Origin of the sequence: Paludibacter sp. 221, assembly GCF_010501035.1 — a bacterium.
GTDB lineage: Bacteria > Bacteroidota > Bacteroidia > Bacteroidales > Paludibacteraceae > QVMH01.
The window spans coordinates 3,106-23,781 of the sequence record NZ_QVMH01000023.1; the positions used below are offsets into that span (position 1 = coordinate 3,106).

A 20,676-nucleotide genomic window follows, 5' to 3' on the forward strand; every position below is an offset into this window, starting at 1 on the left:
TTGTAGCTGATAACTTGTAGCTAACTAAATCATTCTTCACTTTTATCCGAAGAATGTAGATGCAAAAATAAAGGCTTATATTTTTAGGAGCAAATATTTAAGGTTTTATCCATTCCCCCCAAAAAAAAGAACAAACGGCTGCATGAAAAATTCATACAACCGTTTGTTTACACAAAAATATTTTTTTTAATCTCTATTTTACGATAGACATAAAAGTTTCGTCAGCCATAAATTTAGCAAACTCAATATCGCTTATTGCTTTCGCTGCGAATGATTTGTCTTTAGCTATAGCAGCTCTCAGGTTATTGTACACAGTGTTGCGGTCGTTGGTACGGGCACCAATCACAGCTCCCAGATAAGATGTTGTAGCATCGGGGTTAGACACTGCCGAAAGCGTACGGCGCGCAGCATTATAATCGCCATTCAATATCTGCATCAAAGCAGCATTATTCGAAGCTGTTGAGCCAAAAGTAGTTTTTGCCTTACTATAGTCGCCTTTAGCAACATACAGCGTACCAAGCGCTTGATTCAAATCAGCATTTGCTCCCGCCGATTTTCCGAAATACTGCTCAGCCTTATCCAACTCGCCTTTTTCCAAAGCAACCAAACCTAAGTTGTAGTTGATGCTGGCATCATCCGAAGCTATACGAGCAGCTTTAGTAAAATTAGACAATGCCTCGTCAATGTTTCCTTGATAGTAGCGCACCATACCCAGATTGTTGTATCCGCGGGCATCGTTCGAGTAATTATTTATTACACGCTGATAGATAACAGCCTTTTCAGTCAGGTCATTAGTCAAAGTAGCAGCGTACAGCAATTCATCGGCCGACAGGCTCGAAGGATTGTTTTTGGCAAGCTGGGTAATTTCTTCGTCCGATTTACCGATAACGTCCACCGTCAATTGCATACGCGAGCGGCGTAGTTGCGGCAAAATTTCATCAGCTATCACGGTGTAAGCCGACGAGATATTTTTAATTTCGCGTTCGCGTTGTTCAGGATCCGAATACATCGAAAGCACACGCAGAATCAACTGTTTGTCCTGAATGTTCGATTCTTCCATCAGTTTTTTGAAACCTTCCCAGTCCTCAGGCGTGAAGTCTTTACCGATAGCAACATTCGCTTTCATTTTTTTCAATTCGCTGTTCAGATAGCTTGCAGTTACATCCAAGCGTCTTTCGGCCAAATTGCGGTTCAGCGCCAAAGGTCCGTCAGGCGAAGCATAACCAATGATATTAAGGCTCGAAACCTCTTTGTTTTCGGTATTTTTAGCATCTTTTACAGCAGTAGTAAGGTCTTTTATCTCTTGTGACTTTGTTTCGCTGTTGCGAAGAGTTGTCTGTTGTATAAGGAATTTAATATCAGCTTCCTGAGTTTCTTTTATTATACGCTGAAACTTGTCGGGCGTAATGGCCGGAGCTATTTCGCCGGCGCTTGCCGAAGCCAGCTCAGCAGTAGCAATCGCACCATCGGCCACTTTTACCTGTGGGATAGCAGGAGCTTCTTTACCTTTTACCTTCACCGCAAAATCAAGATATAATTCCGATTTTGCCATTTCAGGAACATAATTAAAGGTAGAAGCAACAGAAAAATTGCCACCCTCCTTGTTGCTGATTACCTGATTGTTTCCGGTTACGCTTTCGCCCTGAAATACCTTGGTAGTACCGCGTGTTTCAGTTCCATTATACTTCAACACAGGAGTTACTGCAATTTCAGCGTTTTTGTTGAAATACTTTTCGGGGAATTTTCCATCTACCTTAGCGTCTATCTTACCGCCTTTAACTTCTAAAGGATTAGGAGTTACTTTGAACAAATCCTGTGGTAACTCACCCATTTTCTTGCTACATGAGCTAAAGCCCAACGCAAGCATTATCGAAACAACGAGAAATAACTGTTTTTTCATAAATAGTTGTGTTTTGTTATAAATTAATCTCTTATATTATTTTTTTTTCTAACTTTGACTTACAAAAATATCTTTTTTCAACGTACTATATTCTATTTTTAAGTATTCTTACAATTTTTTCTGCACGCACGGCACACATTTTTATAAAAACAAAACATACCTACCTGAACAATGTATAAGCCATTCCAACTTTTTATAAAAACTTGTACCTACCTCTCTTACAACAAAATAAGCAACTATTTTAAATTAAGGAGATCGTTTTTATCCGCTACCCCTGCAAGCGGCTTATCATTAAATGATGCTTTACCCTTTTTCGTATCGGTAGAGCCTGCCGACTTCTGCCAGCTCCGCTGCCCCGAATGTCCCGTAGGGCAAGCCGTGCACAAAAAGAAAGATTCTACAGTAATAAACAATCTTCTTTACAAAAAGTTGATTGACGAGCTAAAACCAACCTTGGCGCATGTCATCTTTTATTTTCAGGGAGAGCCATTGCTTAATAAGGAAATTCCCGAACTGATAGGCTATGCGCACAATGCAAAAATATATACTTCCACCTCCACCAATGCGCAAGCCCTGACTGATAATATGGCAAAAAAACTGGTAGAATCGGGGTTGGATAAACTGATTGTATCCGTCGACGGGGCTACTCAGGACACATACCAGCAATACCGTGTGGGAGGAAAGCTGGAAAAAGCTCTGCAAGGAATAGGATATGTAGCTAAATGGAAAAAAGAATTAAAATCCGCTACTCCGCTTATCGAAATGCAGTTTCTTGTACTGAAAACAAACGAACACCAGATGCAGGAAATAAAAAAGGTATTTAAAAAATCGGGGGCTGACAAACTCACATTCAAAACAGCGCAACTGTACGATTTCGAAAACGGGCACGAACTCCTTACCACCAAAGCGAAGTATGCACGATACGAGAAGCGAGAAGATGGCAAATACCACATCAAAGGGAAACGAAGAAAACGCTGCTGGCGGTTATGGAGCGGTGCAGTAGTAAATGTAAAAGGCGACGTACTGCCGTGCTGCTTCGACAAAGACTCATCTTACCCCTACGGCAACATAAACGAGAAAACATTTGCCGAATGTTGGCATAGCAATGAAGCAGCCGGTTTCAGACAGAAATTCCTCGAAAACAGGTCGCAATTTGAAATGTGCCGGAATTGCACCAGTTGACTTTTTTAAGAAATCAGAAGTCGGAAGTTAAGACCCTCTGCTGGCGCGGACTTGTAGTCCGTGTCTTGCTCGTAAGAGCAATTTTTGAGAATGACTGCTTTTCAAGCAGGACACGGACTACAAGTCCGCGCCAGCAGAGGTATTTTACAACGTATACTTCTGCCTGAAAGGCAGTATTTGCATATGGAACAGTCCGATGTATCGGATACCGCATGCAAGCGAAAGCGTAGTGTAACTTGTGCCGAAAACAAATGCAGTTTAAAACTGCAAAAAAACATAGTCACAAGTCACAGACTTGCGCCAAATATGGNAAGAATCAAGAGCCAAGAATCAAGACAAAAGAAATAAGAATGAGGAAAAAGGTGAAAGGGAAAAGTATAAAGTTACTTAATTATCTCTTACTTCTTATCTCTAACTCGTAACTATTAACTATTAACTTGTAACTAAATAATAATTAAACATTAATAACTAATAATTAAATTCGTGTCTCCGTGTTTAAAAAAACAAGCGACTTTATACTTTTACCTTTCAACTTTTACCTAAAATTCTTGGCTCTAAAATCTCTCTTGTAACTCGTAACTGCCCGAAGGGCGAAGTAACTTGTAACTACGTAGTACTTTTTTTCATCAAATCGTTTGTTTTTCTGAAAATAATATTACTTTTGCAAAGTCTTGAACATACAAGGCAACACCATATTTTATGATGAACCGATTTTTTACATACTTTTATTTTTACTTTTACTTTATGAGGTAAGAGCAGGATAATCGTATGTGAAAATAGAATAAGAAAATAATTTAAACAATATATGAAGTCCTGCTCGGTAAACTGAGCAGGACTTTTTTTATATCAAAAATCTTTAAACAAGTATGAAACGAGTAGCTATACAAGGAGTAAGCGGTGCATTTCACGAGATTGCAGCCCGCCAGTATTTTCAGGGAGAAGAAATTGAAATAGTACCATGCAACACGTTTAAAGATTTGTTTCACGAGCTTGAAAACGACAAAGAGCTATTGGGCATTGTAGCCATCGAAAACACGATAGCCGGAAGCCTCTTGCAAAACCACAACCTGCTGCGCGAGAGCGGTTGCCTCATCGTAGGAGAGCATAAACTACGGATTGAGCATAATCTGGCAGTACTACCGGGGCAAAAATTAGAAGACATCAAAGAGGTGCACTCGCACCCCATAGCCCTTATGCAATGCGAAGACTTCCTCGACAAGCATAAACACATGAAAGCCATTGAAAACGAGGATACGGCACTATCGGCAAAAGAGGTAGCCGAAAAAGGCTTGAAGGGCGTAGGGGCAATATGCAGTGCGCTGGCAGCCGAAAAATACGGGTTGGAAATAATTGCCGAAGGTATAGAAACAAACAAAAGGAACTTCACACGTTTCCTGATGGTAGCGCAACCCGAAAAAGCCCACCAAATGACTGATATAAACAAGGTAGACAAAGCAACACTTGTGTTCACACTGCCTCACGAGGAAGGAAGCCTGTCGAAAGTACTCACCATCCTCTCTTTTTACAAAAACAACCTTACCAAAATCCAATCCCTGCCAATTATCGGTAAAGAGTGGGAATACCAATTTTACATCAACCTTACTTTCGACGACTATACCCGCTACCGGCAATCGCTCGATGCAATACGCCCGCTGGTAAGCGACTTTCAGAATATGGGCGAATACAAAGCCCAAGGCAACGCCGCTGTACAAACACTAACTAACAAAAAAATAGGATAAAAAAACATACAACCCAAGACAATGAGCACAAACAATAACCAATCGCAAACTCAGTCCCCCTCTCCTCAAGGAGAGGGGTTAGGGGTGAGGTGTGCAAACCGACTGAATACAGTATCAGAATACTACTTCTCGATAAAACTGCGTGAAGTAGCACAAATGAACGCCGAAGGAAAAAACGTGATTAACCTCGGGATAGGCAACCCCGACCTTCCACCGTCGGAAGAGACGGTAGAAGCTCTCTGTCGCGATGCATTCCAACCCGATGCACATGGCTACCAAAGCTACGTAGGGCTACCCGAACTAAGAAAAGGATTTGCCGACTGGTATAAAAAATGGTATAATGTAACGTTAGACCCTGCTACCGAAATACAACCCCTCATAGGGTCGAAAGAAGGCATCCTGCACATCACGCTGGCATTTGTCAATCCGGGCGAGAGTGTACTTGTTCCAAATCCCGGTTATCCCACATACACGTCGGCAAGCCGCCTGTGCGAAGCCAACATTATTTCGTACGACCTGGACGAAAACAACGGTTGGCAACCGGATTTCGAAGCGTTAGAAAAAATGGACTTAAGCAATGTAAAACTAATGTGGGTAAATTATCCGAATATGCCTACGGGAGCCAAAGCCACCAAACAGCTATTTGAAAAACTGGTGGCGTTCGGCAAAAAACACAACATCGTGATATGCAACGACAACCCCTACAGCTTCATCCTGAACAACGAGAAACTGAGCATCCTGTCGGCAGAAGGAGCAAAGGATATTTGCATAGAATTAAACTCGATGAGTAAATCGCACAACATGGCTGGCTGGCGTATGGCAATGCTGGCATCCAACCCGCAGTTCATCCAATGGGTATTGAAAGTAAAATCCAATGTCGATTCCGGAATGTACCGCCCCATGATGGTGGGAGCAGTGCAAGCGTTGAAAAACTCCGAAACGTGGCATGCCGAGATGAACAAGATATATGCCCGCCGCCGCACAATAGCCTGCCGCATAATGGATGCCCTTGGGTGCAAATACGACACCAATCAGGTAGGTATGTTTGTGTGGGCAAGGATACCTGATAAATACAGCGATTCGGGCGAACTGGCTGACGAAATTCTTTACAACAAAAACGTTTTCATCACTCCCGGCTTCATTTTTGGAGATAAAGGCAAAAGATACGTACGTATATCGCTCTGCTGTAACGAGGCCATGCTGGAAGAAGCATTGAGGAGAGTTAAGAGTGAGTAGCGAGTAGCGAGTAGCGAGTAGATTATAAAAAAATTGAAATAAGAAAAAATATAAAAACAAGAAGCATATATTATGGAATTAGAATCAATATTATTACCGGGCATAGATGCCAAACGCCCTCTGGTTATAGCAGGCCCTTGCAGTGCCGAGACTGAAGAACAAGTAATGGAAGCAGCTACCTGCCTTGCACGCAACGGAGTAAAAATATTCCGAGCAGGAATATGGAAACCACGCACCAAGCCGGGAGGTTTCGAGGGAGTAGGCTCTGATGGGCTAAAATGGCTGAAACGCGTAAAAGCCGAAACAGGAATGTACATTGCTACCGAAGTAGCTACTGCAAAGCACGTTTTCGAAGCATTGAAATACGGAGTAGACATGCTGTGGATTGGGGCAAGGACTTCTGCCAATCCGTTTGCAGTACAGGAAATAGCCGACGCACTGGTAGGGGTGGATATTCCGATACTGATAAAAAACCCCGTGAATCCGGATTTGGATTTGTGGATTGGAGCCATTGAGCGTATATATAACGCAGGAATTAAAAAAATTGGTGCAATTCATCGCGGATTTAGCACGTTCGATAAAAAAATTTACCGAAATTTGCCCCAATGGCATATTCCGATTGAATTGCACCGCCGTATTCCGAACCTGCCTATCATTTGCGACCCAAGCCACATTGGCGGTAAACGTGAGTTGATAGCGCCTATATCGCAACAGGCGATGGACCTGAACTTCGACGGGCTGATTATAGAGTCGCACTGCAACCCCGACAAGGCATGGAGCGACGCCTCGCAGCAAGTTACACCGGATGTGCTCGAATTAATTGTAAATAATTTAGTAATCCGCGAAATGAACAACCAAAGCACCGAAAATCTGGCAAACCTGCGCAAGCAAATCGACGAAATAGACAACGATATGCTGGAACTCCTGGCACGCCGTATGCGCGTATCTGAAGAAATAGGAACGTATAAGAAAGAACACAACATGCCCATCCTGCAGGAAAAACGTTACGATGAAATTCTCAGCAAACGTATTGCCCAGGCTGAACAAATGGGAATGAGCTCCGACTTTATGAAAACTGTGTTGGTAGCCATTCATGAGGAATCGGTACGCCACCAGATGGAAATAATGAAAGAATAGAGAGGGAATAAAAGAGAGGTAAAGGTATGTCTGTAGGGGCGAAAAATCTTTCGCCCAATAGAATAAAACGATACATCTAACATCCGTAAAGCAGACTGAAAGCCGCTATACGGAAATGAAAATCTTTGCGTCATAGCGTCTTTGCGTACCAAGAAATAGAGCCAAGAATCAAGAGTCAAGAGCCAAGACAATGGATAAAACAAACCGAAGCACCGTGTCTTAGTGTGTCCGTGTTCGAAAAAAATAAACCTATTAATACAAGATTTGAATATAAACGCTAAATAAATACAGATATGAAAAAAATCATCGACACGCCTAATGCCCCTGCGGCCATCGGACCTTACAGTCAGGCAATAGAAGTGAACGGAACGCTTTACATTTCAGGGCAAATACCTGTAAACCCTGCGACAGGGCAAATAGACGCTACAGACATCGCCGAACAAACCGAACAGGTATTCAAAAACATTGAAGCAATACTGACCGAAGCCGGATATACCTTTTCCGATGTGGTGAAACATACTGTATTTCTTACAAACATATCGTATTTCGGCGCAATGAATGAAGTGTACAAATCGGTATACCAATCGGGGTACTACCCTGCACGCTCGGCATTTGCCGTGAAAGACCTACCTGCCGGAGCATTGGTCGAGATTGAAACCATAGCGGTGAAGTGAGTGAGTAGTGGGTAGCGAGTAGCTAAAAGTTATTATCTAACTCATCCGCTTAATATTTAGATTTGGCACAAGTTACGCTACGCTAAACTTGCGCCAATGAGAGGTCTCAAAAGGAAAAAGAACGCAAGTTACGCAGATAAACACAAATTTGCACAAAGCTTATATCATTGAATTTATGCAAATTACATTTTTGTAATTTGCATAATCTGCGTTCAAAAAATATTTGAGACAGCCTCACTCACCAAAAAATCATCCCCACAGTTGTTCAATCACTTTGGGGAAGTGCTGATATTCCAGCTCATGCACCTTAGCAGCTATATCGGCGGGTGTATCAGTAGGGTCGATAGTGCACTTTGCCTGAAAAATAATGTTGCCTTCGTCGTAGTTGGCATTCACATAATGAATGGTGATGCCCGACTGCTTCTCTCCCGCTTCTTTCACAGCTTTGTGCACATGCGAGCCATACATCCCTTTACCACCGTATTTGGGCAACAGCGCAGGGTGAATATTGATAATCTTATCAGGATATGCATTGATTAACGCCTGCGGCACTTTCAGCAAGAAGCCTGCCAGCACAATAGCCTCGATATCATGTTCTTTCAGAAACGCAAGTATTTCACTACCGGACTGAAAACTTTCTTTGGCGAAAGTGTAGGAAGGAACACCCAGCGTTTTAGCCCGTTCATGCACAAAGGCGTCCGGCTTATTGGAGATGATTAGCGGAAATTCCAGCGTTTTTTTATTTTCGAAATATCGGACAATATTCTCGGCATTACTACCTGAACCTGAGGCGAAAAGGGCTACTTTCATGTTATGTTAGCGATTTTAATTTTGCACACAAATTTATTTTTTGTGCAAAAAAATAGAAAATTTTTACTAAAATGTGAGGTCAAGTCAAAAAAAATTCATTTCTTTGCACCGCAAAATTATAAAACTAATTTTATTTATAAACTTTAAAAAACAAAATTATGTCACAAGTTGCAGATAAAGTAAAAGCTATCATCGTTGATAAATTAGGTGTTGAAGAATCAGAGGTAACACCATCAGCAAGCTTTACTAACGATTTGGGAGCTGATTCTTTAGATACAGTTGAATTGATTATGGAATTCGAAAAAGAATTCGGTATCTCAATTCCTGATGAAGAAGCAGAAAAAATCTCAACTGTAGGCGACGCTATCGAGCATATCGAAGCTTTGCAAAAATAATTATTCCTCCGATTATCCATTTGATTATTTATGGAATTAAAAAGAGTAGTAGTAACAGGTTTAGGCGCGGTTACTCCATTAGGTAAGTCTGTTTCTGAAACATGGAACAACATAGTTAACGGAGTAAGCGGAGCCGGACCTATTACGCATTTTGACGCATCAAAATTCAAAACACAATTTGCCTGCGAGGTGAAAGACTTTGACGCTTCGTTGTATTTCGAACGCAAAGAAATCCGCAAGGTAGATATATATGCCCAATATGCTGTAGCTGCGGCTAAAGAAGCTATAGAAAACAGCGGAGTAGACCTCGAAACTCTTAACCGCGACGAGGTGGGTGTAATAATGGCTGCCGGTATCGGTGGCATCCTTACTTTTGAACAAGAGGTAGGGTATTATTACAAAAACGAAGAAAACGGTCCGAAGTTCAATCCGTTCTTTATCCCGAAAATGATTTCGGATATTGCAGCGGGACAAATTTCGATGATATACGGTTTCCGTGGCCCTAATTACTCTACATGTTCAGCCTGTGCTTCGTCGACCAACGCACTTATTGACGCATATAACTACATAAGACTGGGACAAGCCAACATGATTCTTGCAGGTGGCGCCGAGGCTGCCATTACTCCTGCAGGAGTGGGTGGTTTCAACTCGATGAACGCTTTGTCGACCCGCAATGACGACCCTACCCGCGCTTCACGTCCGTTCAGCAAAAGCCGCGACGGATTTGTGATGGGCGAAGGTGCAGGCTGTCTTATTCTGGAAGACTTAGACCACGCTTTAGCACGTGGAGCTAATATACTCTGCGAAGTAGTAGGAGGCGGCATGTCGGCCGATGCTTACCACCTTACAGCAACACACCCCGAAGGGCTTGGCGCTAAACTGGTAATGCAAAGGGCATTGAACAATGCCGGACTACAACCTAAGGATATTGATTATATCAACGTTCATGGAACTTCGACACCTGTTGGCGACATTTCGGAAGCTAAGGCAATAAAAGAAGTGTTTGGAGAAGATGCATACAAGTTAAACATAAGTTCAACAAAATCAATGACAGGTCACCTGCTTGGTGCTGCCGGTGCTGTAGAGGCAATGATAGCCGTACTTGCTATTAAAAACGACATCGTACCTCCTACCATCAACCACGAAGAAGGAGATGACGACCCCGAAATTGACTATAAGCTGAACTTTACGTTCAACAAAGCACAGAAACGAACTGTAAACGCTGCCTTATCCAACACATTCGGATTTGGAGGACACAACGCAAGTGTTATATTCAAAAAGTATTCGAAATAAAGGGTTGTGATAAAAGACATTATACGTAAAATAAGGCTCCTTCGGAATAAGAAGAAAGAGCCTTATTTGCTTTTTTATAATATGCTGGGATTCTATCCTGACAAGATAGAATACTATCAGTTGGCATTGCATCACAAGTCGGCTCCTCTTGTTGCCGGCGGCAAGCGAGGGTCATGCAACGAACGCCTTGAATTTCTGGGTGATGCCATCCTTAATTCTGTTATTACCGATATTATATACAAACGATTCCCTAACAAGCAGGAGGGATTTCTTACGAACCTGCGCTCCCGGATAGTAAGCCGCGAATCGCTAAACCAGCTTGCAGCCGAAATAGGGCTCAACAAACATGTGGTAGCATCCAAACATACCATAAAAAACTCGAACAACAACCTGAACGGCAACGCACTGGAAGCTCTTTTCGGAGCTATTTATTTAGACCAGGGATACCGCAAGTGCAAATCGTTTGTAGAGGATTATCTTTTTCAGCACTTCCTTGACTGGGACGAACTGCTGGAGAACGAAATAAATTTCAAGTCGAAAATGCTTGAATGGTGCCACAAGAACCACCTGGAGCCAGAGTTTGTACTGATAGACGAAATTGTAGTGAAAAACCGTCATACTTTTCGCACATGCCTGAAAATTGGAAACAACGTCATCTGTGAAGCTACCGGAAGCAGCAAAAAGGAATCGGAACAAAAGGCCTCAAAAATAGCATACGAGCAAATAAACAATACTCCCGATTTTATTGTTAAGCTGTTACAATCTCCGATGGAGGAGGAAAAAGCAGAAATTTTCTCTGAGTGACCAACAAAACATGTTAAAAAAACGAAAAAACATTTTTCAAAAACATGTTTTACAACACATATATATACTTTTGCACCTAAATTAATAAACAACTTACTACCATGCTTGAAAAAATCGGAACCAATGCCGGACACATCTGGACGGTATTAGAAAACGGAGAAGCAAGCCTGAAAGCCGTAAAAAAAGCTACAAAACTTACTGAAAAAGATTTGAATATGGCTTTAGGCTGGTTGGCTCGCGAAGGAAAAATTGATCTGTATGATGTCGAAGGCGAAGCTTTCGTACGTTTGGCTTAAAAAAAGACAAAAAACTACGACAAAGAGGTTTTATGAAAATAAAGCCTCTTTTCGTTTTTAGAAACTATTTAAATTTTGTACGCAAAGACGCGATGACGCAAAGGATTAAAAAAACACTTTGTGTTTTTTATAGCGTCTTTTTAGATGCCTGATTTTCAAATAAGACGCAAACCCAAAAGAGACGAATGCTGTATATTTTCTTTTTCGTAGATTCTTGGCGTCTTAGCGTCTTGGCGTACTATATGCTTATTTATTAAATTAAGAATCAGTTATTTAATTGATTCTATAACGAAGTGTGTAATATAGGAGTATATATGTTTTTCTATAAACCTATTGAAAAGTTAAACGACGAACGCTTAAAATCTCCATTGGACAGTAAACCAATAGGATAATACTCGTAAGAAACATACAGGCGGGTAATGTTAGCAATAGACAGTACCGCACCAGCCGACAGCGAAAGTTGTGAACGTTGTATCCTATTACCCTCGCTACTGCTGAATGTATCCTGCAAAACATACTCATAAGTAGGACCGAAATTTATCCGCAACGACAAATTATCGTCGGCATACACCCTATACCCTATGCGAAATGGAACAGACACCGACGTAGTGGAAAAATCGGGTTTCCCGTTCTTCATCTGATAATCGCTCCAACGGGCGTAAGCTCCTAACTGCCAATTTGCCGCCGGCAGTCTCTTAAATGGTTGAGTATAATTTGTTCCGGCATGATAGCTGCTCAGACGATAGTTAGTAGTGTTGTTAAAACTGTAACCCGCATTCAGGTTGCGCACCAAGGTTAAAACAATCCGGCCGAACTCCGAATTTTTTTTCTGTTCCGCGCTCTGAGCTTGTATATTATTTACAAACAACAGTACAAACAATATTAGTAATATTTTTTTCATACAGTTTTTAAATATAGCACACAACACCCAAACCGCCTATATACAAGATCAAAATGATCATCCGAGAAAGGTGAAGAGTTACAAATTTAACAAACTATCTCTTACAACGTGCTTTTTTAATAAAAACGGGAAAGAAAAGCTCGAAAAATAAGTTTCTGAAAAGATGAAAGCTATATTAAGCATGCCATTCTTTATAACTCCACCAAAGTATTCAAATAATTTTCGCAGAAAATTTCGGGAAATAAAAAAAATAATCTATATTTGCACCCGCTTTAGGCAACTAAAGTAAGGCATACGCGAAAGTAGCTCAGTTGGTAGAGCATAACCTTGCCAAGGTTAGGGTCGCGGGTTCGAATCCCGTCTTTCGCTCTCAGGATTGCTCGAGTGGTGGAATTGGTAGACACGCCGGACTTAAAATCCTGTGGCCATTACGGCCGTGCGGGTTCAAGTCCCGCCTCGAGTACTTTTACATTTAACTAAAACGCTTATAACTAACAATTTATAGGCGTTTTTCTTTTGATTACTGAAACAAATTCCCTTTTCTCGCTTCGCTCGCTATCCTCAACATCACGTTTCTATTAAAAATACACAAAAACTTTAAGCATCTTTATGTTGAACCAATTTCTGTGAGGCAAAATACAAAAACTCAACAATCTTTATCCGCATCTTATTTCCGTCTGAAATAACAGAAAATCTGAACCATCGATGTCACAATTATAGAGCTATCCGAAAAAGTGGAGATAACTCCGCAAAATCGCAGCAAACTCATAAATGAGAAAATAAAACCATCTTTAGCTACTTACGAAAAAATCGCAGAGGCTTTAGGCGTTCATGTCTCCGAACTTTTCGAGCAACCTGATAAGGACTACATTAACTGTCCGAATTGCGGGACTAAATTGAAATTAGAGACGAAATAAATATTTCGTTTTGTTTTTTAGTACTTTGTTTTGCAATTCAAAACAAAACATTATCTTTGTATAAACAAGCAGACGAATGAGAATTATAACACGAAGCACCCTGATAGAGTATTACGAAAAACATCAAGAAGTAAAAAATGCCCTTGAAGAATGGTACTCAAAAACAAAGCAAGCAGAATGGAAGTGCTTTGCGGATATTAAAAATACATTTATCAGTGCTGATAGTGTGGGGAACCAACACTATGTATTTAATATAAAAGGAAATGATTTCAGGCTTGTTGCAGTTATCAAAATGCAGATTAAAACTGTTTACATTCGATTTGTCGGAACTCATGCCGAATATGATAAGATAGATGCTAAAACTATATAATTATGAAAATACTTAACAAAATAGCCTACGAGGCTACAATGGCAAGAATAGAAGAACTTCTGCCTTTGGTTGATGATAATACGCCAATGAGTGACAAAAATCTTATTGAGTTGGATTTATTATCAGGACTTGCAGCGGAGTATGAAGAAGAACATTATCCTATCGGAAAGCCGGCATTAGTGGATATTATCAAACTACGTATGTACGAGATGGGATTAACTCAAACGTCTCTTGCATCTCTCTTAGGAATAAGCAAATCAAGGATAAGCGACTATCTGAATGGCAGAAGTGAGCCTACCTTACAGGTGGCAAGAGAAATGAGTGTTAAACTCAATATTGATGCAAGTATTGTATTAGGGGTTTAAATTCACTGTCTATACAACGGCTTACTTTCAGAAACATATCGTTTGCAGCGAATAAAGGAGTACTTTTATATTATATCTTCTTACTAATATTCTTTTTGCCCATAACTTAAAATCTTAACACAAATCTTAATAAAACTCTTGTAAGTTCAATAATGTATAAAATAGCGGGAGAGAGTTTAAAGCTTGTTTTTATAAAAACAATGGCGAAGAAGATTGCGGTTGCTAAACATTTACTTTTCTACCGCACAATATAAATAATTGTGCGATAGAAGTTTTACAGTTTACATTATTTTTCTTTACCTAACGAGGTCTTCCACCTCCGCCAATACCATTAGTTCCTACGGATGTTACCGAACCCGACGACGAACCGGTAGTAAATGTATTAGCCGAAGTACCGTTTGTATAAGTAGCGTTGGCATATAAGCCATGAAAAGCTGATTCAGTAGAAGTGATAGTCCCGTTAATTAAGATTGAATAGGCTGTACTTGTTTGTAACGACGGACTGCTAAAGAGCATCGTCATAGAAGAATACGTACGAGGAAACTCAAAAACAAGCACATTTGCACCTGTAGAGGAATTATTAATCGCTATAGTATTAATGCTTGTGCTTGTTTTGTAAACAAGAGATGGTTGCGAGCAGTAGCTGCTGGTAGGTGTACTTGTATCTCCACCGATGCCTACAATAGTCCCTCCGGTAATGGAAAAACGATTTTGGTCACAGTCAAACGCTGCTTCCGGTTGAGTTGCTCCACAAGCTACCACTACCCCTCCGGCAATGGTCAGCGTTCCGTTAGAGTCAATCGCGTCATTGGCACTGCTCTTGCAATACACATTCCCGCCACTTATTTCGATATGTTTGGATGCATTCAGGCAATCATCATACGCTTCGACCTCTACTGTTCCTCCGGCTATCGCCAGGGTAGCTTTGCTTTCTATCCCTTCGGCTTCCGACTGGTAGGTTTTTGCATATATGTTTCCACCGTTAATTGTAAGGTTTCCGGTAGATTTAATTGCTTTTGCAGCCGTTTTATAGGCCGAGCTGTATGAATACTGCGCTCCGGTAGTGGTTACGCTTATGTTTCCATTATTAACAACCAGTTCGCCTGTGGCACTCATTCCTTTTCCTCCCGCTCCGCTACACCAGATTGATATATCGCCCTTGTCGATATTTATATTTCCTCCGGCCTTTACGCCTACAGGCGAAGAGGTGTCTTTTTCCTCCGCATCGTAACAAGCCGAGCCTGTGGTTTTCAAATCTATTTTTCCACCCGATATGCTTATGTTTCCATCCGATTTAATACATTTGGAAGCAGTACCTTCTGTCTTAACTGTCAGTTGCGGATTATTTTCCACCTTTACATACTCAATACTATTAATTCCATGTCCTTTCTGCCCGGTAGTGGTAATATCCAGGCTCCCTCCGGCAATGTGTATATATCTGTCGCTATCGAGCCCCTCTCCTACTGAGCGGGTCTGGATAGCACCTCCACTCACAATTATATAATCGTTGGCATGTATGGCGTCGGAGGCGGCTTCTTTTACCCATATATCTCCTTCGTATATCTGTATATAGTCGTCGCTGCATATTGCATGCTTGTTTTTTCCACGTATCTCCAGAAGTCCGTTTCCGGTAAAAAGCAATTGCCCCTCGCTGAAAAAAGTTCCCTTCATATCCTCGTCACCATAATATATGTAAGTTTCACCGTCTGTCAAACGGTTGCTGGTATTATCTACTACAGTAACAATTGTTTTCTTTTTACATTGTATATTGACTGCCGCCCCATTGGGGTTAACAATCTCAACACCATTCAGATACAATCCAAATTTATAAGTTCCGTAAATTTTGACAGACCCATCGGCAGTATTTCCTGACAGTACGTAATTAACCTCTCTACTTGTGGTTGAAGAATTTATAACCAAATGATTGCCATTATATTCGATAGACACCTCATCTTCCAAAGGATTGCTGACGACAACACTATCGGCCGAAAAATGAATTTTCACCATGTTATCAAGATTAAGGTCTTGAGAGTCACCCTCTAAAGGCTCGTCACCGGGGTCGGTGTATTCCTCTTCCTCTTCGGCGGGGATTTCTTCTTTTTCTTCCATATTCTGATTATCGGCAGGAGGGACTGACGGAGGGAGTAGCTGCGATTCGGAACAGGATGATAACAGAAAACAAAGACAAACAAAAAAAACAAGTACATTATTTGTTTTATTCATAAGAGTGATAAATTATTGGTTAAGCAGCAAGGATAAACCCGCTGCAAAAAACAATTGGTATAAATTATCAGACTTATGAAACAAACAAAAGTTTAAGCAGGCATCTATTTTAACTAAAAAGCTCTGCTCTTACCTTCTTAGGAAGCCCAGCCACAACCAGTTCATACGAATGGCTTATCAACTCTTTCATAAAAGCAGGCGAGATAGAAGTATCGGAAACAACAGAGTTCCAATGTTTTTTATTAAAATGGTAAGCCGGGCGTACAGCATCGTATTGTTCGCGCAAGTCTATAGCTCTATCGGGGTCGCATTTCAATGCAATACTCGTTTCAATAGCATCAAGAGGAAGGAGAGCAAACATTTTTCCTCCTACCTTGAAAACCAATGATACATCGTCGAAAGGAAAGTGCTCTGTCACTCCTTTCAGGCTTATGCAGTATTCCCGCAATTCTTCCTTATTCATAAACCGCTTTTTTTACAAAACTATAAAAACTTATTCACACACAAAACACCTCCGCTTTTCTATCGGCATATTAACAGATAAAACTTGCAAGAGTACTTTTTAATATTCCTCCGGCAATTTTTTATCATTCCGGATACCATGTTAATACAATTATATTCATAACTTTGCACCAAACAATACCAGTTATATTCACGTTATAATGTAACTGATATTAAGCACTTTTTGCTTGTTATGACATTCATTCTAAATCTGTAAAAAAATATGCTGGATAATAAGTTTTTTTTATTCGGGATTTTCTTGTGTGTGTTTAACGGAATCACCTTTTCGCAAAACAGAGGCGTAAAGGACAATGACGATAAAATTGCTGAAAAAGACACTACTTCCGTGTCTATTATACAGCCTTTTTTTGATGCTGACAGTGTTCTTATCGGCAAGTATTTTTATACCGACAATAAGCTCGATTCTACATGCTACCTCAAACCCGACGGCAAACTGGTAAAGGTGGAATTTGAATTGCCCGAATACAAAGGAGGCTACGACTCGCTTAAAACGTTTTTCAGCGAAAAATTCCAAACTATTGTAACCGAGAACGATTCAGTATATTTGGATGCTTTATCGCTAACTTACATCCTGCTCGAAAACGGGAAACTGACAGATGTACAGATAGGCAAGCGGATAGGCTATGGGGATGAAACGATAAACTACGACGAAAAAATAAAAGAAATAATCTATCAGACCAACGGCAACTGGATTATCGACCCTGAAAAAGAGAACACTAATATCCTTTTTGTTTACTTGTTTCAGTTGAACTAAAAACACATTTAGACGAGTATGAAATAAATATCTTATTTTCCATTGTGAATGGATAATTTTCAGCTAAAAAATTATCTTTGCAAAAAAATACTTGTTGACTACGTAAGTATATGGCAAAAACAAAAAACTTCTTTATTTCATACTGGAAATCAATCATAGTTTTTATTGGTATTCTTTACCTGTCGTTTGCCCCGCCATCAGCTTTCAAATCCGTACCCACTTTTTCTAATGCCGACAAAGTAATACATTTCCTTATGTATTTGGGGTTAACAGCAGTATTGATATACGATTCCCGAAAAAGAAACAAAACAGGGAAATACAGCTATAGCATTCTGTTTTTTATTGCCTGTATTGTTTTCCCGATTGTTTTAGGAGGAATAATAGAAATTCTTCAGGGGGCTTACTTCAAACCCCGCTCAGCAAGCTGGGTCGATTGGTTTGCTGATATTGCAGGGGTAGTGGCAGGCTGGGGTGCAGCACATTTGTTTTTTAAATTGAAGAATAAGAAGCCTGCCGAAAAATGACCGGAAACTCCCTTACATACCAGATAGCCCTAACCTTTATAAAAGGCGTTGGCAACCTGTTGGCAAAAACCCTGATAGCCTATGTAGGCTCGGTAGAGGGTATATTCAGCGAAAAGGCACAATCGTTGGGAAAAATACCCGGAATAGGGCGCATCTTGTCAACCGAAATCGTATCGCAAAGAGACGCTGCACTGGTACGTGCAGAACGAGAAATCGAATTTATCACAAAAAACGATATAAACCCCTGTTTCTTTACAGATTCGGAATATCCTTTTCGCCTCAAAGAGTGTCCGGACTCACCCATAATGCTTTATGGCAAAGGCAATTTAGAACTGAACAACAAAAAGTTCGTAGGCATTGTAGGCACGCGCAACGCTACTGACGAAGGTAGGGCAAACTGTAAAAAACTGGTTAGCGACATTGCCGCCCATCAGTCCGATGTTGTCATTATAAGCGGATTGGCTTACGGCATCGATATTTGTGCCCACAAAGCCGCTTTAGATGCGGGGCTTCCCACTATCGGGGTTTTGGCGCATGGGCTTGACAGGATTTACCCCGCTGCACACCGCTCCATTGCCGCCAAGATGCAGCACGACGGAGGATTGCTTACCGAGTTTGCAACGGAAACCAATGCCGACAAGCCAAACTTCGTACAGCGCAATCGTATTATCGCAGGCATGTGCGATGCGCTGGTGGTGGTAGAGTCCAACAAAAAGGGAGGCTCGCTGATAACCGCCAACATGGCAAACGATTATAACCGCGATGTATTTGCTTTTCCCGGCCGTGTAACGGATGAATTTTCAGCAGGTTGCAATGCACTGATAAAAAGCAATAAAGCCGCACTCATAGAGTCGGCCGAAGATATGCTGCGCTTTATGAATTGGGAAAACAGCAAGGATAAAACAAGCGTAGGGGAACAAACAAGCCTTTTTGTAGATTTGACAAACGAGGAAGAAGATATCCTATCCGTACTAAAGCAATACCCCGACGGCATACAAACAAACGAACTGGCTATCAGGCTATCGCGCCCTTTTAGCAAAATATCGTCGATACTGCTGTCACTCGAATTTAAGAATATGGTAAAATGCCTGCCGGGGAATGTTTATAAAATAATGAAATAAGATACGAGGTACAAGGGAAAAGGAGAAAGGAAAAAGTAATAACCTTTGTTCGGCATAGCGTCCGCGCCATGTCGCAGTTAAAAGCAAGTTTCTAAACTTGCCCATTTACAGGGTTTTCCTTCTAAAAAGCAGTGCAGCGAGACGCTACGCTGAACGAGAGAAAAGACTTGGCGTCTTTCCGTCTTCGCGTACAAAAAATATAGATTCAGAGGCTCGAAAAACGATGTATACAAAAGATGAACTGAAGGAACTTAAAAAAGAATTTTGGGAAGGCTATGGTAATTTCTGCCGCAACCTGCCCGGAATGGAGCATCGGAAGGACAAATTTCTGCTGAACACCAAAATGAAAGGGGTAGAGTTTAAATACGACGCTACCCGCGAAGGTGCTTTCGTTATTCTGGAAATTAATAATAAGGACGAAAACGAGCGGTTGAACAAATATGAGCAATTTGAAAAATACAAAGCTATCCTCGAAGCCGACTTTCCCGAAGGGTTAATCTGGAACTTTGCTTACCGCAGGGAATGTGGTAACGAGGTATGCCGTATTTATTCTTTCAAACCGGGGCTGGATATTCACAGGCGTACCGATTGGCTGGCTTTTTTCCGTTTCATGTCGGCAGAAATGCTGAAACTGGAAGAAGCGTTTCTGGATATAAAAGATGCGATAAGATAACTACCCCTAATCCCCCTAAGGGGGACTTTAAAGTTACTTCTACTAATAACACAGGTATTCCCGCCAACTCCATTTCAATATTTACTATTCAGGTCTCACCGCAGGTCAACGACCTGCGGAAGAGAACAACCCATAAATACTGCCTTTCAGGCAGAAGCATACGTTGTAAAATACTTCTGCTGGCGCGGACTTGTAGTCCGTGTCCTGCTTGAAAAGCAGTCATTCCCAAAAATTGCTCTTACGAGCAAGATACGGACTACAAGTCCGCGCCGGCAGAGGGTCTTAACTTCCGAGTTCTGATTTCTGAATTCTTATTTCTTATTTTTATTCGCTACTTTTGCAATAAAATAAACAATACAAACCGGCATGACTTTACAGGAGGCACAGCAACAAGTTGATAATTGGATAAAAACCTATGGAGTACGCTATTTTAGCGAGCTATCCAACATGGCAATCCTTACCGAAGAGGTGGGCGAACTTGCCCGCATCATGGTACGTACTTATGGCGACCAGTCTTTCAAGGAATCGGATAAGGAATCGAGCCTTGCTGATGAGATGGCCGACGTATTGTGGGTATTAATATGCCTTGCCAACCAAACGGGGGTAAACCTGACAGAGGCATTCGATAAAAATCTGCAAAAAAAGACCCTCCGCGATAATGAACGCCATTTGAATAACGAAAAACTTAAATAGTTACGAGTTACAAGTTTTATTATCAGAGAATAAGATATTGACGTTTAAAACGATATGTACGTTATACATTCGTACCGTACAGCGGTTTTCCAAACCGCTTGTCGGATAAAACAACAAGGCTTGTTTCCTGACACTCAGAACTAAAAA

The 20,676-nt window shown here is 41.1% G+C and carries 22 protein-coding genes and 2 tRNA genes; 19 read left to right on the forward strand and 5 right to left on the reverse strand.

Going from position 1 to position 20,676, the window contains the following annotated elements; translation table 11 throughout:
* Positions 1 to 193: 193 nt before the first annotated feature.
* Positions 194 to 1,900, reverse strand: coding sequence for a tetratricopeptide repeat protein (locus tag D0T49_RS06625; protein ID WP_163629814.1), 1,707 nt, complete (start codon positions 1,898 to 1,900; stop codon positions 194 to 196).
* 171 nt (positions 1,901 to 2,071) lie between these two features.
* Between D0T49_RS06625 and D0T49_RS06630 the strand changes: the two genes are divergently transcribed.
* The 5 genes from D0T49_RS06630 (at position 2,072) to D0T49_RS06650 (ending at position 7,868) form a co-directional block, all read left to right on the forward strand.
* Entirely contained in the window at positions 2,072 to 3,082 is a 1,011-nt protein-coding gene (locus D0T49_RS06630) for a radical SAM/SPASM domain-containing protein (RefSeq protein ID WP_163629815.1), read from the forward strand.
* Between the two features lie 866 nt (positions 3,083 to 3,948).
* A complete protein-coding gene (locus D0T49_RS06635; RefSeq protein WP_163629816.1) occupies positions 3,949 to 4,821 on the forward strand; it encodes a prephenate dehydratase in 873 nt (290 codons plus the stop codon).
* Between the two features lie 21 nt (positions 4,822 to 4,842).
* Complete coding sequence (locus D0T49_RS06640) at positions 4,843 to 6,057, forward strand: pyridoxal phosphate-dependent aminotransferase (protein WP_163629817.1); 1,215 nt, start codon at positions 4,843 to 4,845, stop codon at positions 6,055 to 6,057.
* Between the two features lie 72 nt (positions 6,058 to 6,129).
* Positions 6,130 to 7,194 (forward strand): bifunctional 3-deoxy-7-phosphoheptulonate synthase/chorismate mutase type II, encoded by a 1,065-nt coding sequence (locus tag D0T49_RS06645; RefSeq protein ID WP_163629818.1) that lies wholly within the window; start codon positions 6,130 to 6,132, stop codon positions 7,192 to 7,194.
* A gap of 293 nt (positions 7,195 to 7,487) precedes the next feature.
* Complete coding sequence (locus tag D0T49_RS06650) at positions 7,488 to 7,868, forward strand: RidA family protein (protein ID WP_163629819.1); 381 nt, start codon at positions 7,488 to 7,490, stop codon at positions 7,866 to 7,868.
* A 249-nt stretch (positions 7,869 to 8,117) separates the two neighbouring features.
* Here the strand turns inward: D0T49_RS06650 and D0T49_RS06655 are convergent, their stop codons facing one another.
* The gene (locus D0T49_RS06655; RefSeq protein WP_163629820.1) at positions 8,118 to 8,678 is read right to left on the reverse strand and encodes a phosphoribosylglycinamide formyltransferase; all 561 of its coding nucleotides are present in this window, start codon (positions 8,676 to 8,678) and stop codon (positions 8,118 to 8,120) included.
* A gap of 158 nt (positions 8,679 to 8,836) precedes the next feature.
* On the opposite strand from D0T49_RS06655, the gene D0T49_RS06660 reads away from it, so the two are divergent.
* The 4 genes from D0T49_RS06660 to D0T49_RS06675 all read left to right on the forward strand — a co-directional run bounded on the left by D0T49_RS06660 (position 8,837) and on the right by D0T49_RS06675 (position 11,466).
* Positions 8,837 to 9,073 carry an acyl carrier protein gene (locus D0T49_RS06660; protein WP_163629821.1) on the forward strand — a complete coding sequence of 79 codons (237 nt, stop codon included), beginning with the start codon at positions 8,837 to 8,839 and terminating at the stop codon, positions 9,071 to 9,073.
* Between the two features lie 30 nt (positions 9,074 to 9,103).
* Complete coding sequence (gene fabF, locus D0T49_RS06665) at positions 9,104 to 10,366, forward strand: beta-ketoacyl-ACP synthase II (protein WP_163629822.1); 1,263 nt, start codon at positions 9,104 to 9,106, stop codon at positions 10,364 to 10,366.
* Between the two features lie 6 nt (positions 10,367 to 10,372).
* On the forward strand, positions 10,373 to 11,170 hold the full coding sequence (rnc, locus tag D0T49_RS06670) for a ribonuclease III (protein WP_163629823.1): 798 nt from the start codon (positions 10,373 to 10,375) through the stop codon (positions 11,168 to 11,170).
* Between the two features lie 101 nt (positions 11,171 to 11,271).
* Entirely contained in the window at positions 11,272 to 11,466 is a 195-nt protein-coding gene (locus D0T49_RS06675; protein WP_163629824.1) for a winged helix-turn-helix domain-containing protein, read from the forward strand.
* A gap of 322 nt (positions 11,467 to 11,788) precedes the next feature.
* Here the strand turns inward: D0T49_RS06675 and D0T49_RS06680 are convergent, their stop codons facing one another.
* The gene (locus tag D0T49_RS06680) at positions 11,789 to 12,367 is read right to left on the reverse strand and encodes an outer membrane beta-barrel protein (protein WP_163629825.1); all 579 of its coding nucleotides are present in this window, start codon (positions 12,365 to 12,367) and stop codon (positions 11,789 to 11,791) included.
* Between the two features lie 296 nt (positions 12,368 to 12,663).
* Between D0T49_RS06680 and D0T49_RS06685 the strand changes: the two genes are divergently transcribed.
* From D0T49_RS06685 to D0T49_RS06705, 5 genes are all read left to right on the forward strand, one after another.
* A tRNA-Gly gene (locus D0T49_RS06685) sits at positions 12,664 to 12,736 on the forward strand.
* 9 nt (positions 12,737 to 12,745) lie between these two features.
* Positions 12,746 to 12,830, forward strand: a tRNA-Leu gene (locus D0T49_RS06690).
* 253 nt (positions 12,831 to 13,083) lie between these two features.
* The gene (locus tag D0T49_RS13210; protein WP_370519628.1) at positions 13,084 to 13,284 is read left to right on the forward strand and encodes a helix-turn-helix domain-containing protein; all 201 of its coding nucleotides are present in this window, start codon (positions 13,084 to 13,086) and stop codon (positions 13,282 to 13,284) included.
* A gap of 76 nt (positions 13,285 to 13,360) precedes the next feature.
* Positions 13,361 to 13,654 carry a type II toxin-antitoxin system HigB family toxin gene (locus tag D0T49_RS06700; RefSeq protein WP_163629827.1) on the forward strand — a complete coding sequence of 98 codons (294 nt, stop codon included), beginning with the start codon at positions 13,361 to 13,363 and terminating at the stop codon, positions 13,652 to 13,654.
* Positions 13,654 to 14,019 (forward strand): helix-turn-helix domain-containing protein, encoded by a 366-nt coding sequence (locus tag D0T49_RS06705; protein WP_163629849.1) that lies wholly within the window; start codon positions 13,654 to 13,656, stop codon positions 14,017 to 14,019. The genes D0T49_RS06700 and D0T49_RS06705 overlap by 1 nt, the downstream gene beginning before the upstream one ends.
* Before the next feature lie 300 nt (positions 14,020 to 14,319).
* Here the strand turns inward: D0T49_RS06705 and D0T49_RS06710 are convergent, their stop codons facing one another.
* Both D0T49_RS06710 and D0T49_RS06715 read right to left on the reverse strand, forming a co-directional pair.
* On the reverse strand, positions 14,320 to 16,242 hold the full coding sequence (locus D0T49_RS06710; RefSeq protein ID WP_163629828.1) for a carbohydrate-binding domain-containing protein: 1,923 nt from the start codon (positions 16,240 to 16,242) through the stop codon (positions 14,320 to 14,322).
* A 109-nt stretch (positions 16,243 to 16,351) separates the two neighbouring features.
* Complete coding sequence (locus D0T49_RS06715; protein WP_163629829.1) at positions 16,352 to 16,705, reverse strand: MmcQ/YjbR family DNA-binding protein; 354 nt, start codon at positions 16,703 to 16,705, stop codon at positions 16,352 to 16,354.
* Positions 16,706 to 16,966: 261 nt separating this feature from the next.
* Between D0T49_RS06715 and D0T49_RS06720 the strand changes: the two genes are divergently transcribed.
* The 5 genes from D0T49_RS06720 (at position 16,967) to D0T49_RS06740 (ending at position 20,529) form a co-directional block, all read left to right on the forward strand.
* Positions 16,967 to 17,518 (forward strand): hypothetical protein, encoded by a 552-nt coding sequence (locus D0T49_RS06720; protein ID WP_163629830.1) that lies wholly within the window; start codon positions 16,967 to 16,969, stop codon positions 17,516 to 17,518.
* 110 nt (positions 17,519 to 17,628) lie between these two features.
* A complete protein-coding gene (locus D0T49_RS06725; protein ID WP_163629831.1) occupies positions 17,629 to 18,042 on the forward strand; it encodes a VanZ family protein in 414 nt (137 codons plus the stop codon).
* Positions 18,039 to 19,163, forward strand: coding sequence for a DNA-processing protein DprA (gene dprA, locus D0T49_RS06730; protein ID WP_163629832.1), 1,125 nt, complete (start codon positions 18,039 to 18,041; stop codon positions 19,161 to 19,163). Before D0T49_RS06725 ends, dprA begins: the two co-directional genes overlap by 4 nt.
* A 223-nt stretch (positions 19,164 to 19,386) precedes the next feature.
* Complete coding sequence (locus tag D0T49_RS06735; RefSeq protein ID WP_163629833.1) at positions 19,387 to 19,836, forward strand: DUF4268 domain-containing protein; 450 nt, start codon at positions 19,387 to 19,389, stop codon at positions 19,834 to 19,836.
* Positions 19,837 to 20,202: 366 nt separating this feature from the next.
* Positions 20,203 to 20,529: a nucleotide pyrophosphohydrolase gene (locus D0T49_RS06740; RefSeq protein WP_163629834.1), complete on the forward strand. Its 327-nt coding sequence runs from the start codon at positions 20,203 to 20,205 to the stop codon at positions 20,527 to 20,529.
* Positions 20,530 to 20,676 lie beyond the last annotated feature (147 nt).